At 68.4% G+C, this 16,367-nt stretch carries 14 protein-coding genes; 6 read left to right on the forward strand and 8 right to left on the reverse strand.

Annotated elements, in window-relative coordinates:
- Nucleotides 1-3: 3 nt before the first annotated feature.
- The 8 genes from AC1G9C_RS09485 to AC1G9C_RS09520 form a co-directional block, all read right to left on the reverse strand.
- Nucleotides 4-645, reverse strand: coding sequence for a response regulator (locus AC1G9C_RS09485; RefSeq protein WP_480410020.1), 642 nt, complete (start codon nt 643-645; stop codon nt 4-6).
- Nucleotides 642-3,647 carry a sensor histidine kinase gene (locus tag AC1G9C_RS09490; RefSeq protein ID WP_480410022.1) on the reverse strand — a complete coding sequence of 1,002 codons (3,006 nt, stop codon included), beginning with the start codon at nt 3,645-3,647 and terminating at the stop codon, nt 642-644. The genes AC1G9C_RS09485 and AC1G9C_RS09490 overlap by 4 nt, the downstream gene beginning before the upstream one ends.
- Before the next feature lie 34 nt (nt 3,648-3,681).
- A complete protein-coding gene (locus tag AC1G9C_RS09495; RefSeq protein WP_480410023.1) occupies nt 3,682-4,452 on the reverse strand; it encodes an alpha/beta fold hydrolase in 771 nt (256 codons plus the stop codon).
- A 30-nt stretch (nt 4,453-4,482) separates the two neighbouring features.
- Nucleotides 4,483-6,111 (reverse strand): MFS transporter, encoded by a 1,629-nt coding sequence (locus AC1G9C_RS09500; RefSeq protein ID WP_480410024.1) that lies wholly within the window; start codon nt 6,109-6,111, stop codon nt 4,483-4,485.
- 1 nt (nt 6,112) lies between these two features.
- Nucleotides 6,113-7,954 (reverse strand): amidohydrolase, encoded by a 1,842-nt coding sequence (locus AC1G9C_RS09505; RefSeq protein ID WP_480410399.1) that lies wholly within the window; start codon nt 7,952-7,954, stop codon nt 6,113-6,115.
- Between the two features lie 137 nt (nt 7,955-8,091).
- Nucleotides 8,092-8,670 carry an antibiotic biosynthesis monooxygenase gene (locus tag AC1G9C_RS09510; RefSeq protein ID WP_021446345.1) on the reverse strand — a complete coding sequence of 193 codons (579 nt, stop codon included), beginning with the start codon at nt 8,668-8,670 and terminating at the stop codon, nt 8,092-8,094.
- Between the two features lie 82 nt (nt 8,671-8,752).
- Nucleotides 8,753-9,439, reverse strand: a complete 687-nt coding sequence (locus tag AC1G9C_RS09515) for a hydrolase (RefSeq protein WP_003243736.1) — start codon at nt 9,437-9,439, stop codon at nt 8,753-8,755.
- 138 nt (nt 9,440-9,577) lie between these two features.
- Nucleotides 9,578-10,555 (reverse strand): alpha/beta hydrolase, encoded by a 978-nt coding sequence (locus AC1G9C_RS09520; protein WP_480410025.1) that lies wholly within the window; start codon nt 10,553-10,555, stop codon nt 9,578-9,580.
- Between the two features lie 163 nt (nt 10,556-10,718).
- Between AC1G9C_RS09520 and arcD the strand changes: the two genes are divergently transcribed.
- From arcD to AC1G9C_RS09550, 6 genes are all read left to right on the forward strand, one after another.
- Nucleotides 10,719-12,146, forward strand: a complete 1,428-nt coding sequence (arcD, locus tag AC1G9C_RS09525) for an arginine-ornithine antiporter (protein ID WP_480410026.1) — start codon at nt 10,719-10,721, stop codon at nt 12,144-12,146.
- Nucleotides 12,147-12,215: 69 nt separating this feature from the next.
- Nucleotides 12,216-12,611, forward strand: a complete 396-nt coding sequence (locus tag AC1G9C_RS09530) for a hypothetical protein (RefSeq protein WP_457790425.1) — start codon at nt 12,216-12,218, stop codon at nt 12,609-12,611.
- A gap of 74 nt (nt 12,612-12,685) precedes the next feature.
- Nucleotides 12,686-12,985, forward strand: a complete 300-nt coding sequence (locus AC1G9C_RS09535) for a hypothetical protein (RefSeq protein WP_480410027.1) — start codon at nt 12,686-12,688, stop codon at nt 12,983-12,985.
- Entirely contained in the window at nt 12,972-14,372 is a 1,401-nt protein-coding gene (locus AC1G9C_RS09540; RefSeq protein WP_480410028.1) for a TolC family protein, read from the forward strand. The genes AC1G9C_RS09535 and AC1G9C_RS09540 overlap by 14 nt, the downstream gene beginning before the upstream one ends.
- 15 nt (nt 14,373-14,387) lie before the next feature.
- Nucleotides 14,388-15,800, forward strand: a complete 1,413-nt coding sequence (locus tag AC1G9C_RS09545; RefSeq protein WP_480410029.1) for a multicopper oxidase family protein — start codon at nt 14,388-14,390, stop codon at nt 15,798-15,800.
- A gap of 57 nt (nt 15,801-15,857) precedes the next feature.
- Nucleotides 15,858-16,352, forward strand: a complete 495-nt coding sequence (locus tag AC1G9C_RS09550; RefSeq protein WP_457790433.1) for a cupredoxin domain-containing protein — start codon at nt 15,858-15,860, stop codon at nt 16,350-16,352.
- The last annotated feature ends 15 nt before the right edge of the window (nt 16,353-16,367 follow it).

The following is a 16,367-nucleotide window of genomic DNA, read 5'->3' on the forward strand; positions in this document are numbered from 1 at the left end:
ACACTAAAGTGGCAGGCCGACCTCGAGGACCCCGCGCTGCACGGCGATGGCCACGGCGTGGGTGCGGTTGTTGGCGCCGAGCTTGTCCATGACCAGGCGCATATGCCCCTTGACCGTATCCTCGGTGATGCGCAGTTGCAGGGCGATATCGCGGTTGGAGTAGCCCAGTGCCGCCGCCTGCAGCACCTCCACCTCGCGCGCGCTGAGGCACTGCTGGCCGATATGCTCGGCCAGTTCGGCGGCGATCTCCGCTGGAATGTGGCGTTTACCCGCGGCCACCTGACGGATGGTCTCGACCAGCTCCTTGCGCAGGCTGCTTTTCAGCAGATAGGCCTGGGCGCCGGCCTGGATGGCGTGCAGGGCGCGCACGTCGCCGCGGTAGGTGGTGAGGATGGCGATGCGCGCATCCGGGCATTCGCTACGGATCGCCTGGATGCTCTCGATGCCGGTCATGCGCGGCATCTGCAGGTCCATCAGGGTGACGTCCGGGCGCAGGCGGCGGAAGCAGTCCAGTGCCTCCTGGCCGTCGCCGGCCTCGCCCACCAGCTCGATATCCGCCTGAGCGGCGAGAACGGCGGCGATGCCCTCGCGCAGCAGCGGGTGGTCATCGGCGACCAGCACGCGGATGGGGGTGGCGATGCTCATGGGTGCGGGCTCCTCGTGAGTCTTTTCCAGGGTAGCCAGCGGCGCGCGCAAGGCTCCTTCTGCCGGTAGGCCAGTACGCCGACCAGTGTCAGTCGGACCTGGCTGCCGCGCCCCTGGGCGCCGTGAATGCTGAGGGTAGCGCCAATCTTCGCGGCGCGCTCGTACATCCCACGCAGGCCCCAGTGATCGGCGGCCTCGCTGCTGTCCAGGTAATCGGCGCGAATGCCGCAGCCATCGTCGACCACCTGCAGCTCGAACTGGCGCGGGTCATAGTCCAGCTGCAGCTGCACGAGGCTGGCGCGGGCATGGCGAAAGGCGTTGCCGACGGCCTCGCGCGCCAGCAGGTACAGCTCATCGTGAACCACCGGATGCAGGGCAATGGGGGTGCCCTTGATGTCGATCCGATAGGTTACGCCCGGGTGATCGAGCAGATGCTCCAGCTCGCCCAGTGCCTGGGGCAGGTCGACGGGACCTTGAGGCACGCTGCGCAGATCGCGTACCCGCTCGCGACCCTCGTTGATCACCTGGTCGGCGCGATCCAGTGCCTTTTCCAGCAGGCCGCGGCTGGGCTGTCCGACGGGCAGGCTGTCGGCCGCGGCCTGCACGTGCAGCATCAACCCCTGCACCCCCTGCAACAGGGTGTCGTGCAGCTCGCGGGCGATGCGCTCGCGCTCCTCGTGACGCTCTTCCAGGCGGGTGCGCAGCCGCTCCGCCGCGCGCCGCATGTTGCTGCGGTAGAGCAGATGCAGGCTGCCGAGCAGGGCGACGCCGAGCGCCAGGAGAAACCACGGCTGGCGGTAGAACAGCGGTGCGATGCTGAAGTCGAGTTCGGCGTCCTGTTCGCTGGCGACCCCGTTCTGGTTGAGGGCGCGTACCCGGAAGCGGTAATCGCCCGCGGGCAGGCCGGTGTAGGTGACTTCCCGCTGGCGGCCGGCGGATTGCCAGGCGTGATCGAAGCCGTCGAGGCGATAGAGAAAATGCAGGCCCTGCGGCGCCGACAGGCTCGGCGCGCCGTAGCCGATGACCAGGCGCCGGCTGTCCGCCGGCAGCTCGGCGGTTGCACCGAGCGGCAGCGCCTCGCCGTCCACCACCAGCGACTCGATGCGCACGCGCGGCGCCGCGCTGTTCTGCGGGGCGCGCAGCGGGTTCAAGCCGACCACGCCGTTGCGGGTGACGAACCATAGCCGATTCTCGCCGGCGCGCACTGCGGTGGGCAGGGCCAGTACCTGGTGCGGGTCGTTGGCCAGGCCGCCCTGTGCATCGTAGGTGCGGTAGCGGATCTGATGCGCGGGGTTGGCCAGGGCCAGGGCGATCTCCGCGGCGGGCAGCTGGAAGATGCCGCCCTGGCCCTGCAGCCAGAGATCCTCACCGGCCTCGACCCGCACCGGGACGATGGCGTAAAGGTTGTCGAACAGACCGTTGTCCGGCAGCGGCAGGCGCTGAAAGCGCTGCCCGTCGAAGCGCGCCAGGCCACGCTGGCCGCCGACCCAGGCATGACCGGGCAGATGGGCCATGGCGGTCACATGGCCGACATCCAGGCCTTCGGCCGCGCCCCAATGGCGTTCGCCGCCGTCGTCGTGGCTGACGATCAGGTTGTCGCGATAACCGAACCAGCGGCCGCCATCGGGCGCCAGGGCGGCGCTGACCGGCATCTGCTGCGCCGGCTTGGTGCTCGGCGGCGGCAGCCCGTGCCAGCGCCCGTCGCGCAGGACGAACAGGCCCTGGCGGTTCAGCGACAGCCACAGCGCGCCGTGGCGATCCACCAGCATGGCGCGCACCGCGGAGTCCAGGCTGCGTTGCACCGGCAGCTCGGCGACTTTTTGCAGGCTGTCGCCGCTGCTGCGCCAGATGCCCTGTGGGCCGGCCAGCCAGGCTCGGCCCTGGCTGTCGCGGGCGGTGGCGCTGATCGGCGTCTGCAGCGGCAGATGCTGCAGGCCGTCACGATCCAGGCGCATCACCCGCAGGTTGCTGCTGCCGGCCCAGAGCGCGCCGGTCTGATCCGCCACCAGGGCCAGATTCTGCGCATTGGCGGGCAGGCCCGCCGGTTGCAGCGGTCGGTCGCGCAGGCGATCCAGGCCATCGTGCGTGCCTATCCAGAGGCTGCCTTCGCTGTCCTGATGCAGCGGCGCAACGAGGTCGGAGCTGAGCCCGTCGCGAGCAGCGAAGCGTTCGATGGCGTTGAAACCGCCCAGCGCGTGGCGATCCGGCTGCGCCACATGCAGCAGGCCGTTGCCCGCGGTGCTCAGCCACAGCGCGCCACGTTGGTCGAACAGCAGGGCGTTGACCGGCTCGCCGACCCCGATGCGACTGGCCTGCCCGGTCGAGGTATCCAGCCGCAGTACCGATTCGCCATCGCGTTCGGCCAGCCACAGCGCGCCATCGGGCGCCTGGGCGATCTGCCGGGGACGCCTGACTGCGATGCCGCTGTCGCGCAGCATCCGGGCACCGGGCTCCAGCGCATAGAGGCGCTGCTCGTCGGCCACCCACAGCCGCCCGGAAGTATCGACCAGCAGGGCGTAGGCGTTCGTGCCGACGAAGCCGGCCTGGCTGGAAAGCTGCTGCCAGCTTTGCCCGTCGAAACGCAGCAGGCCGTCGTTGGCCGCAGCCCATAGCTGGCCGTCGGCGGTCTGCGCCAGGGCGTAGACCGTGCCGCGGCCCAGGTCGAAGGCGGCCACGACCTCGCCCTCGGCGTCGATCAGGCGCACGCCGCCGTTGCGCAGGCCCACCCACAGGCCCTGGTCGCTGGCCAGCAGGCTGGAGACTATGCCCAGTTCCTGCTGATCGGCGGCGCGGTAGCGGGTGAAACTCAGGCCGTCGAAGCGATACAGCGAATCATGGGTGCCGAGCCACAGATAGCCGTCGCGGGTCTGCGCCAGGGCGCCGATCTGGCTGGGGCTGTCGTCGTTGAGCGTCCAGCGCCGATGTTCGAAGCGTTGCTGCAGTTCGCCAGCGTCGGCGCGAACGGCGGTGCAGAGCAGCAGGCACAGCAAGGCCAGTGCCACGAACAGAGGATGAAGCTGCGAGGCGGTCGGCGATTCAGAAGCGTCCCAGCTGGTTTTGTGCCCATTCGATGCAGTAGTCGGCAATGGTTTCCCAACCCGGTTCGGCAATCAGCCAGTGGCTGTAGCCGCTGAAGTGTTTGAAAGTGGTGACCGCCGTCGAGCCCCGGTGGCGCCGATAGGCCGCCGCGACCGTGGCGGGGCGGACGCTACGGTCCGCGCCCGCAGCAATCAGCAACAGCGGTGGGCGGTCGGGATTGCCGAAGTCGATACGGCTACCGATGCCCAGCGCGTTGTCGAAGAATACCCGGCCCGGTGCCGGCACGATATGCCGCGCGTATGCGGCGGCCTGCCGCTCTGGCGTCAGTGTCTGCGCCATAGTGCGGGCGAAATGTTGCGGGCTCATGTGCAGCACGCCGCGCCAGCACGCCTGGCGCAGCAGCCAGGGCCCGCTGTCGCGCAGCCCTTCCAGCCCACCGTGGGCCGGTGGCGCGATGGCGATGCCGGCGCAGCCCAGGCCGCGGTCGAGCAGCAGCTGCACCAGCAGGCCGCCAAGGTCGTGACCGATCAGCAGCGGCGGCTGTGCGAGGTCGCCGATCTGCCCTGCGTAGTGAGCGAGAATGGCGGCGATGCCCAGGCTGGCCGTTGCCCGCGGCGGCTGGCTGCGCTGACCCGCCGGGTCGGCAGCCAGCAGCGGCCAGGCCGGCGCGCTGCAGCTGTAGCCGCAGGCCTCGAAGCGACGGCGAAACCGGCTCCAGATCAGCGGGGTGAGCCAGGTTCCGTGAATGAACAGGGCCTGCCGGCTCATGGCGGCGAGCGTCCTGCCGCCACTGCGCCGTCATCGCGGATCGCTGGCATGCTGCGCTTCCGAAGGCTCCGGCGCCTGTTTGCCGGGCGTCAGGAAGTGGTCGATGCGTATCGCGACCCCGGCGCTCTGGAACTGCCTGGCCGCCGCCTCGATGCGTTGCTCGGCGCGGGTGACCCGGCCGTGGTGGCGCAGGTGTTCGAGCCAGGACTCGTCGAAGAAGAACTCCTGCCAGTGGCGCGGGTTCTCGCTGCTCTGCACCAGGCCCCAGGAGAACGCGCCGTTGCGCCGACGCATGCGCGCCACCTCGCTCATCGCCTGGCGAAAGGCCATGGCATGTTCCGGGGCGATGTCGTAGTGCAGGGTGACCATCACCGGGCCGCGCTCGAGGTCGGCTTCGTCGGCCAGGATCGGCGCCGGCCAGTGCAGCGACGGGGCGAGATCCTCGGCCTCGGTAACCGGCAGCGGGAAACGCGGCGTGAGCAGTCCACCCAGCGCCAGGCAGCCGGCCGCGGCGACCAGGGCGAGGGGAATCGACGCCTGGCTGGCGACGAAGCCCCACAGCGCGCCACCGGCGGCCATGCTGCCGAAGAACACCAGGATATAGACCGACAGCGCCCGCGCCCGTACCCAGTCCGGCACCGAAGTCTGCGCCGCGACCTGCAGGCTGGACAGCACGGCGATCCAGGCCGCGCCGCTGAGCAGCATCACCGGCAGCAGCGCGGCGAAGTGGCGCAGGCTGGCCAGGGCCAGCAGCACCAGGGCATAGAGCAGGCTGGCCAGCAGCACCAGGCGGTCGCTGCTGATGCGCTCGCGCACGCGCGGCAGCAAGGTGGCGCCGAGCACGGCGCCGACGCCGACGCTGCCGAGCATCAGGCCGAAGTCGCTGGCGCTGCCCTGCAGCTCGCCGCGCACGATCAACGGCAGCAGCGACATGCCGGCGCTGGCGCCGACGAAGAACGCCGCCGCGCGTACCAGCACCGCCTGTAGCGGTTTCGAGGCGCGGCTGTAGCGCCAGCCGGCACGCATGGCACCCAGCAGGCGTTCGGCCGGGAAGCTGGCGACCTGGCGCTCGCGCTTCCAGGTCAGCAGCACCGCCATCACCGCGAAGAACGACAGGGCGTTGAGGGCGAAGGTCGCCCAGGGGCCGCTCAAGCTGACCAGCACCCCGGCGATGGCCGGGCCGAGCGCACGGGCGACATTGATGCCGAGGCTGGACAGGGCGATGGCCGAGGGCAGGTCGCGCTTGCTCACCAGTTCCGGCGTCAGCGCCGACCAGGCCGGCATCATCAACGCGGTGCCGACGCCCATGGCCAGGGTCATGCTCAGCAGCAGCCAGACCGTGGTCAGGCCGAGCAGGGTCAGTACGGCCAGCAGCGTCGCCACCGCCGCCATCCACAGCTGCACGCCGAGCAGATAACGGCGCTTGTCGACGATATCGGCCATGGCGCCGGCCGGCAGCGCCAGGAGGAACATCGGCGCCGAGCCGGCGACCTGTACCAGCGCCACGTGCATGGGGTTGGCCGACAGACTGGTCATCAGCCAGCCGGCACCCACCTCGTGCATCCATGTGCCGATGTTCGAGGCGATGCTGGCCAGCCACAGCCAGCGGAAGGTGCTGTGCTTGAGTGCGCCCCAGGGCGACGGTTTTTCGCTGGTCATGTCAGAAGGCAAAGCAGGAGCAGCCGAAGGCGCCCCAGAAGCCCTGGTGATCGCTCACCGGCACGCTGCTGCGGCGCGCGCGGTCATGCTGGTGCTGATGCACGGCGCAGGCGCCGACGCACTGGTGGATGCTGGCCGACAGCGGCGCCGCGACCGGCTTCCAGTGCCCGGGCACCTTGGCCACCGGCGACCAGTCCGGCAGTACCGGCAGCGTCGGCGGGGCGAGTTTGTCGAACTCGCCGGTGCCATGCACCACCTTGCCGCCGACGATGGTCAGCACCGACTCCAGCCACTTGATCTGCTCTTCCTCGATGCTGAAGAAGTCCGCCGTCAAGGCCACCAGGTCGGCCAGTTGGCCCACCTTGATCTGGCCCTTCTTGCCCTGTTCGCTGGAGAACCAGGCGCTGCCGTGGGTGAACAGCTGCAGCGCGGTGTCACGCGGCAGCCCCTGCGGGTTGAGCGTGGTGCCGCCGACCGTCTTGCCGCTGACCAGCCAGTACAGCGCCATCCAGGGGTTGTAGCTGGCCACGCGGGTGGCGTCGGTGCCGCCGCCGACCGGCACGCCTTCGGCCAGCATGCGCTGGATCGGCGGGGTGGCTTCGGCGGCCTTGGCGCCGTAGCGGTCGATGAAGTATTCGCCCTGGAAAGCCATGCGGTGCTGGATGGCGATGCCGCCGCCGAGCGCCCGTACCCGTTCGATATTGCGCGGGCTGATGGTCTCGGCATGGTCGAACAGCCAGGGCAGACCGTTGAACGGCATGTCGCGGTCGACCTTCTCGAACACGTCGAGCATGCGCGAGATGGATTCGTCGTAGGTGGCGTGCAGGCGGAACGGCCAGCGCTGCTCGACCAGGTGACGCACCACCGGCTCCAGATCGGCTTCCATGCTCGGCGCCAGGTCCGGGCGCGGTTCGACAAAGTCCTCGAAGTCGGCGGCGGAGAACACCAGCATCTCGCCGGCGCCGTTGTGGCGGAGGAAGTCATTGCCCTGGTGCAGCTTGACGCTGCTGGTCCAGTTCTTGAAGTCGGTCAGCTCTTCCTTGGGCTTCTGGGTGAACAGGTTGTAGGCGATGCGCACGGTGAGCTGATCCTTGTCGGCCAGCTCCTGGATCACCTGGTAGTCGTCGGGGTAGTTCTGGTAACCGCCGCCGGCGTCGATGGCGCTGGTCACGCCCAGGCGGTTGAGCTCGCGCATGAACTGGCGGGTGGAGTTGACCTGATACTCCAGCGGCAGCTTCGGCCCCTTGGCCAGGGTGGCGTAGAGGATCAGCGCATTGGGCCGGGCGATCAGCATGCCGGTGGGCTGGCCGCTGGCATCGCGCTGGATCTCGCCGCCGGGCGGGTTCGGCGTGTTCTTGTCGTAGCCCACGGCGCGCAGCGCGGCGCGGTTGAGCAGGGCGCGGTCGTAGAGGTGCAGGACGAACACCGGGGTGTCGGGCGCCGCCTTGTTCAGCTCATCCAGGGTCGGCAGACGTTTCTCGGCGAACTGGAACTCGGTCCAGCCGCCGACCACGCGCACCCACTGCGGCGTCGGCGTGCGGTCGGCCTGCTCCTTGAGCATGCGCAGGGCGTCGGCCAGCGACGGCACGCCTTCCCAGCGCAGCTCCAGGTTGTAGTTGAGGCCGCCGCGGATCAGGTGCAGGTGCGAGTCGTTGAGGCCGGGGATCACCGTGCGTTTCTGCAGGTCGATGACGCGCGTGGCATCGCCGCGCAGGGCCATGGCTTCGGCATCGCTGCCGACGGCGACGAAGCGCCCGTCCTTGATGGCCACGGCGCTGGCCTGGGGTTTTTCGCGGTCGACCGTGTGCAGGCGGCCGTTGTACAGAATGAGGTCGGCACTCATGTTGCCTCCTGGTGAACTGGCGGATGAGTCGCCGGACAAGGCGGCGAAGGGCAGGGTGGACCACAGCGCCCCGGCGGCGCCGAGCACGCTGCTGGTGGCGAGAAAATGGCGACGTTTCGGGTCGGAGGGATCCTGGCTCATGGTCGATCCTCGTCGGTGCTGGGGCTCAGCCAGGCGGCGAACAGCCGCGTGGCCATGGGCATGAACAGGTACACCACGAGCAGGACGATGCTCAGGGTGATCACGATGTTGCTCGGCAGGTAGCCGCCGAGCCAGGGAGCGAGCTGAAACAGGGGTTGCCAGAGCAGCGGCACCAGCAGGCTCAGCGGCAGGATCACCAGGAAGGTGACGCAGACCTGTTTCCAGCGGGGCGGCGGCGTCTGCGCGCTTTCCGGCATGAACCAGAACTCCTTGCCCTGGGCGATCTCCAGCTGGTCGCCGGCGCGCAGCAGCGGCTCGACCTCGGCGATCAACTGGCGCCTTTGCTCCGAGTCGATCCAGTTCTGCAACTGCTGCAGGCCGGCGAAGCGCAGCACGCAGGTGAATTGCGCCAGGCTGGCCTGACGGCTGCGCACCACGTCCACGCCGAGGTGGCCGGGGCATTGGCTGGCGGTGGCGATGATGCGCCGTAGCCAGGCCTCGTAACGCGGCACATGGTCGGGGCGCACCTGGTGGCGCACCACCAGGGTGACGGTTTCCTGTTGCGTCTCGCTCATGCTGGAGACTCTGCGCGTGGCCTGGGTCTTGCCGAGCCGGTGACGTGCGGCGGGGCGCGTCACCGGCTCGGCCGTCATCGGCTCAGATGGGGGCTGCCACCGGGGCCAGGGTCGGACCGTGCTGCACACGCTCAGGCGCCTTGTGCACCATGGTGTAGGCGTAGTCCACGCCCATGCCGTAGGCGCCGGAGTGTTCCTTGACCAGGGCCATGACGGCGTCGTAGGTGTCGCGGTTCTTCCAGTCGCGCTGCCACTCCAGCAGTACCTGTTGCCAGGTCACCGGCACCACGCCGGCCTGGATCATGCGCTGCATGGAGTAGTCGTGGGCGGCCTGCGAGGTGCCGCCGGAGGCGTCGGCGACCATGTAGATCTCGTAGCCGGCGTCATGCATGGCGGAGAGGGCGAAGGTGGTGTTGCACACCTCGGTCCACAAGCCGGAAACGATGACCTTGTTGCGGCCGTTCTTCTTCAGCGCGTCGCGAACCTTCTGGTCGTCCCAGGAGTTCATCGAGGTGCGCTCGAGCAGCGGCGCGTCGGGGAACACGGCGAGCAGTTCGGGGTAGGTGTGGCCGGAGAAGCTTTCGGTCTCGACCGTGGTGATGATGGTCGGCACGTTGAAGATCTTGGCCGCCTTGGCCAGGCCCACGGTGTTGTTCTTCAGGGTTTGCCGATCGATGCTCTGCACGCCGAAGGCCATTTGCGGCTGCTGGTCGATGAAGATCAGCTGGCTGTTGTGCGGGGTCAGGACTTCGGTTTTTGGATTGCTCATAGCGGTTACCTGTCGGTGAGGCGGTGGACGATGCACGCATCCCGTCGGTCGTTACCGTCGGGTAGACGAAAGGACTATTGCAGAGCGGTCGCCGCCTGGATTGGATGTAACTGCGGTTCTGGTATCGGGCTGTGGCGCTCAGGCCAGGTGTTCGCGCAACGCCGCGCCGGCCTGCTGCATGGCAGTGCGCACCGCAGGTACCTCGGCGATCACGTTGAGCAGGCCGTAGTCGTGGATCATGCCGTTGTAGCGCACGGCGCTGACCGCGACGCCGGCCGCGCCCAGGCGGCGGGCGTAGGCTTCGCCTTCGTCGCGCAGCACGTCCATCTCGGCGCTCTGCACCATGGCCGGTGGCAGGCCTTGCAGCTGTTCCAGGCTGGCGCGCAGCGGCGAGGCGTGGATCTCGTTACGCTGCTTGGGGTCGGTGGTGTAGTTGTCCCAGAACCACTCCATCATGCCGCGGGTGAGGAAATGCCCCTCGGCGAATTGGTTGTAGGAGGCGTTGTTGAAGCTGGCGTCGGTCACCGGCCACAGCAGCAGCTGGAAGCGCAGTTTCGGTGTGCCGGCCTCTTTCGCCTTGATGGCGACCACGGCGGCCATGTTGCCGCCGACGCTGTTGCCGGCCACGGCCAGGCGCGAGCCATCGACACCGATCTGGCTGCCATTGGCGGCCACCCATTGGGTCGCCGCGTATGCCTGGTTGATCGCAGTCGGGTATTTCGCTTCGGGCGAGGGGGTGTAGTCGACGTAGACCGCCGCGGCGCCGGAATGCACCACCAGGTCGCGGATCAGCCGTGCGTGGGTCGGATAGTCGCCCAGCACCCAACCGCCACCGTGGAAGAACATGAAGCCCGGCAGGTTGCCCTGGCTGCCCGCCGGGCGCACCACCACCAGCTTGAGCGTCTGGCCGGTGGCCTCGATGCTGTGTTCGCGGGTTTCCACGGCCGATAGATCGACCTCGACCGAGGCTTGCGCGCCTACCAGCACGGCGCGGGCTTCCGCAGGCGATAGCCGTTCCAGGGGCGTGCCACCACCGGCGGCCAGGGCTTCGAGAAAGGATTGGGTGTTGCGTTCGACGCCGGGACTGCCGGCGCCCAGGTTGGGGGAGGGCTGCATGGCGATTGACCTCATGATGGTTGAAGGAGCTGTAGCGCTACTGCGTCGGGCATCTTCTGCCCTTGCGGTCGAGCCGGCTTGTACCGGCCTGCCGTTTTGGCATCAGGCTGCTGCCGGGCTGCTAGAGTGAGAGCGGAGTCGCTGGCGTCCGGACGAGGTGGGCATGACAGGGGAAAGTCGCAAGCTGGGTCTGGGGTCGCTGACCGCGCTGGTGGTGGGCTCGATGGTCGGTGGCGGGATCTTCTCGCTGCCGCAGAATATCGCCGCGCGGGCCGATGTCGGCGCCGTGCTGATCGGCTGGGGCATCACCGCGGTGGGCATGTTGGCGCTGGCCTTCGTCTTTCAGAACCTGGCCAACCGCAAGCCGCAGCTCGATGGCGGGGTGTACGTCTACGCCAAGGCGGGCCTCGGCGATTACATGGGGTTTTCCTCGGCCTGGGGCTACTGGATCAGCGCCTGGCTGGGCAATGTCGGCTACTTCGTCCTGCTGTTCTCGACCCTGGGTTACTTCTTCCCGGTCTTCGGCCAGGGCAATACGCCGCTGGCCATCGCCTGTTCCTCGGTGCTGCTCTGGTGCGTGCACGCCCTGGTGCTGCGCGGCATCAAGGAGGCGGCGCTGATCAACCTGATCACCACGGTCGCCAAGCTGGTGCCGATCCTGCTGTTCATCGTCATCGTCGGCCTGGCCTTCGACCGCGACATCTTCACCCGTGACATCTGGGGCCGCAGCAATCCGCAGTTCGGCGGCGTGCTGGAGCAGGTGCGCAACATGATGCTGGTCACCGTGTTCGTGTTTATCGGCATCGAAGGGGCGAGCGTGTACTCGTCGCGCGCCGAGCGCCGCCGCGATGTGGGCAAGGCCACGGTGATCGGCTTTCTCGGCGTGCTGGCGCTGCTGATGCTGGTCAACCTGCTGTCGCTGGGGGTGATGAGCCAGCCCGAGCTGGCTGCGTTGCAGAACCCGTCCATGGCCGGGGTGCTGGAGCATGTGGTGGGGCGCTGGGGCGCGGTGCTGATCAGCATCGGCCTGGCGGTGTCGCTGCTCGGTGCGCTGCTGTCCTGGGCGCTGCTGTGCGCCGAAATCCTCTTCGTCTCCGCCAAGGACGGCACCATGCCGGCCTTCCTGCGCCGGGAAAACGCCAACCAGGTGCCGGTCAACGCGCTGTGGCTGACCAACGGCATGATCCAGCTGTTTCTGCTGATCACCCTGTTTTCCCAGGGCACCTACCTGTCGCTGATCTACCTGGCCTCGTCGATGATCCTGGTGCCCTACCTGTGGTCGGCGGTCTATGCGCTGCTGCTGGCGCTGCGCGGCGAGACCTACGAAGGCCAGGCCAGGCTACGCCGCAAGGATCTGGCCATCGGCCTGCTGGCGGTGGGCTACGCGATCTGGCTGCTGTATGCCGGCGGGGTCAAGTACCTGCTGCTGTCGGCGCTGCTCTATGCGCCGGGGGTGCTGCTGTTTCTCAAGGCCAAGCGCGAGCAGGGGCAGATGCTGTTCACCCGCTTCGAATGGCCGATCTTCGCCGCCGTATTGCTGACCGCCGCGCTGGCCGGCTACGGCCTGTATGCCGGGCATCTGAGCTTGTAGTGCTGGACAAAGCGGCCAGCGCGCGGATAATCCGCCCCATCGCCCTCTGACTCTGGCCTCGCGACCCCCATGCGCAAATCCCTGCGTACCGCCCTGATCTGGATGCTGATGCTGGCCCTGCCGGCACAGGCCATGGCGGCGCTCGGCATGCAGTTGTGCGAGCAGGTGCATCGCAGCGGCGCCCTGCAGATGAGCGGCAGCGAGCATGGCGAGCACCACGACATGACGGCCGATAGCGCGCATGACGCGCATCAGGATGACGCGCCTGCTGCCAGCAGCGAGGCTCCCGGCGATGGCAGCCTCTGTACCCTGTGCGCCTTCTGCGTCGGCGTCGCCGCGCCCAGCCAGCCTTTTTTGAACGACTCTGCCCTGCAAACCGTCGAACCGGCCGTAGCCTGGCCCGACCGCCTTATCGTCGGCGTGGCCGACACGCCCGAACGCCCCCCGCGTCTTTCTCTCGCCTGAGCCCCTTAGGTAGCGCCGTCCTGCGGCGCCTGTAGCTCACGCGGCCGTCTGGCCGCCGTACGCGAGAACACATCATGACTTTGCATTCCCTTGCCGGATGGCTGCTGGGCATCGCCGCCCTGGCGCTGCCTGGCATCCTGATGGCGGCCCAGCCCGACCCGCTGGACGCCAACGCCGCCGTGCCGGCGCAGGATTACCGTTCACCCTTGCAGTACTACCGCGCCCAGGCCGACGAGCCGTTGCAGGACTGGCGCGCGGCCAACGATCTGGTCGGCCGTATCGGCGGCTGGCGCACCTACAGCATGGAGGGCTGGGAGCAGCCGGCCGAGCAGGGTGCCGAGCCCGCCGAGGGAGGTGGCCATGACCACCATTAAATCCGCCGTGCTGCTCTGCGCCGCGCTGCTGTTGGCCGGTTGCGCCGGCTTCAGCCAGGACGGCGGTTTCGACCCGGTGCAGCAAAACGCCGAGCGCCAGCTGGACAAGCAGCTGCTGTGGGCGCGGGACGAGGCCGGGCGCGGGCAGATCGAGGCGCGCGTCGCCGAGCTGCTGGCCGAACCCCTGAGCCTGGACGCCGCGGTGCAGCTGGCGCTGCTCAACAATCGCGGCCTGCAGGCGTCCTTCGACGAGCTGGGCATCGGCGAGGCCGAGCGCGTGCAGGCCGGGCGCCTGCCCAATCCCGGCTTCTCCTACGGCCGTCTGGAGAAGGGCAGCGAGGTCGAATACGAGCGCGGCCTGCACCTGAACCTGGCGCGCCTGATCGCCCTGCCGCTGACCTCGCGCCTGGAAGGGCGGCGCTTCGAGCAGCTGCAGCGGCAGACCAGCCTGGCGGTGTTCGAATTGGCCAGCGAGACGCGCAAGGCCTGGTACCAGGCGGTCGCCGCCGAGGAGAGCCTGGTCTACGCGCGGCAGGTGCTGGACGCCGCCGAAGCCGGCGCCGAACTGGCCCGGCGCCTGGCGGCGGTGGGCAATTTCAGCAAGCTGCAGCAGGCCGAGCAGCAAAACTTCTATGCCGAGGCCGGCATCGGGGTGGTCCAGGCCGAGCAGGCGCGGGTGCGCAGCCGCGAACAACTGACCCGATTGCTCGGCCTGTGGGGCGAGCAGCTCGACTACCGCCTGCCCGAGCGCCTGCCGGCGCTGCCGGACCGTGCCGACGAACTGCCTGACGTGGAGCGCCTGGCCATGAACCAGCGCCAGGACATCCAGGCCGTGCGCCTGGATGCCGAGCGTCTGGCGCAGAACCTCGGTCTGACCCGCACCACACGCTTCATCAACGTGCTGGAGCTGGGTGTGGTCAACAATCGCTCCAACGAGGAGCCGACCCAGCGCGGCTACGAGATCAGCGTCGAACTGCCGCTGTTCGACTGGAGCGGCGCCAAGGTGGCGCGGGCCGAGGCGCAGTATCGCCAGGCGCTCAACCGCGCGGCCGAGACGGCGATCAACGCGCGCTCGCAGGTGCGCGAGGCCTATCACGCTTACCGCAATGCCTTCGAGCTGGCTCGCCACTACCGTGCCGAGGTGTTGCCGCTGCGTCAGCGCATCGCCGAGGAGAACCTGCTGCGTTACAACGGCATGTTCATTGGCACTTTCGACCTGCTCGCCGATGCGCGGCGCCAGGTGCAGGCGGTGGACGGCTACCTGCAGGCGCAGCGCGACTTCTGGCTGGCCCGTGCGGACCTCGACATGGCCCTGCTGGGCGCCCCCAATCCCTCGCTCGGCAGTGCCCCCATGGTTGCCGCCGAGCCGGCCGCCGGCGGCCACTGAACAAGGATTTCCCTTATGGTTTCACGACGCGATTTCTTCCTCGGGGCCGGCGCCATCGGCGCCGCGGTGGCCAGCTCGGCGGTCAGCCGGGTGGCCATGGCGGCCCTGCCCGAACCGGTGCTGCAGGCCAGCGCCGACACCCAGCCGCCGCTGCAACCGCAGAATGGGCGGCCCTATAACCCGGTGGTCACCCTCAACGGCTGGACCCTGCCGTGGCGTATGAACAACGGCGTCAAGGAGTTCCACCTGGTCGCCGAACCGGTGGTGCGCGAGCTGGCGCCCGGGTACAAGGCCCACCTGTGGGGCTACAACGGTCAGTCGCCGGGACCGACCATCGAGGTGGTGGAGGGCGACCGCGTGCGCATCTTCGTCACCAACAAGCTGCCCGAGCACACCAGTATCCATTGGCACGGCCAGCGCCTGCCCAACGGCATGGACGGCGTGTCGGGGCTGACCCAGCCGGCGATCCCGGTGGGCAAGACGTTCGTTTACGAGTTCGTCGCCCGCCGGCCCGGCACGTTCATGTACCACCCGCACGCCGATGAAATGGTGCAGATGGCCATGGGCATGATGGGCTTCTGGGTCACCCATCCCAAGGAGCACCATCCGCTGATCAACGAGGTGGACCGCGACTACTGCTTCCTGCTCAGTGCCTACGACATCGAGCCGGGTGCCTACACGCCGAAGATTATGCAGATGCTCGACTTCAATCTGTGGACTTTCAACAGTCGCGTGTTCCCCGGCATCGACCCGCTGGTGGCGCGCCAGGGCGAGCGGGTCAGGCTGCGCGTGGGCAACCTGACCATGACCAACCACCCGATCCACCTGCACGGCCACGAGTTCGAGGTCACCGGCACCGACGGCGGGCCGACCCCGGTCGGCTCGCGCTGGCCTGAGGTGACCACCGACGTGGCGGTGGGACAGATGCGCCAGGTCGAATTCATCGCCGACGAGGAGGGCGACTGGGCGCTGCATTGCCACAAGAGCCACCACACCATGAACGCCATGGGCCACGACGTACCGACCCTGGTCGGCGTCGATCACCGCGACATGACGCGCAAGATCGCCAAGCTGGTGCCCGACTACATGGTGATGGGCGAGCGCGGCATGGCCGACATGGCGGAAATGCAGATGCCCCTGCCGGACAACACCGTGCCGATGATGACCGGTGACGGGCCGTTCGGCTCGGTGGAGATGGGCGGCATGTTCACCATGCTCAAGGTGCGCAAGGAGCAGGCCGCCGGCGACTACCGCGACCCGGGCTGGTTCAAGCATCCGGCCGGCACCGTGGCCCATGAGTGGAAGGGCGCACTGGCCAGCCCGAGCCGCTCGCACGACGGCGGTGGCCAGTCGATGCCGCTCAAGCAGCCGCTCGAGACGCCGGTGGAAGTGCAGGTGCGCAAGCCGGGCGGGCATGCCGGGCATTGACGGGGATCGGGTTGGCATGTGCCGCCCGGCCATAACGCAATTTGAGGAAATGCATCGATGAAATCACTACAGCTACTGGTACTGACCCTGGGCGGATTACTGGGCAGCCCGGCGGCGCTGGCCCACAGCGAGGCGCACAAGGGCCATCAGGCCGCCGCGACGATCAAGGAGCAGAAACCCTGGGGCATTGCCGGCGATGCGGCGCAGGTCGACCGCACCATCGAGATCCGCATGACCGACCAGATGCGCTTCACCCCGGACCATCTACAGGTCAGGCAGGGCGAGACCATCCGTTTCGTCCACCGCAACGACGGGCAGATGCTCCATGAATTCGTCATCGGCACCCGCGCCGAACTGGACGAGCACGCCGCGCTGATGGCCAGGTTTCCCGGCATGGAGCACGACGAGCCCTATATGGCCCACATCGCGCCGGGGCAGAGCGGCGAAATGATCTGGACCTTCAACCGCGCCGGCGAATTCGATTTCGCCTGCCTGATCGCCGGCCACTACCAGGCCGGCATGGTTGGCACCATCCGTGTGCTGGCCGACTGACCTAAGAGAGGAAAC

The sequence above is a fragment of the Pseudomonas sp. ABa2 genome (assembly GCF_056676075.1).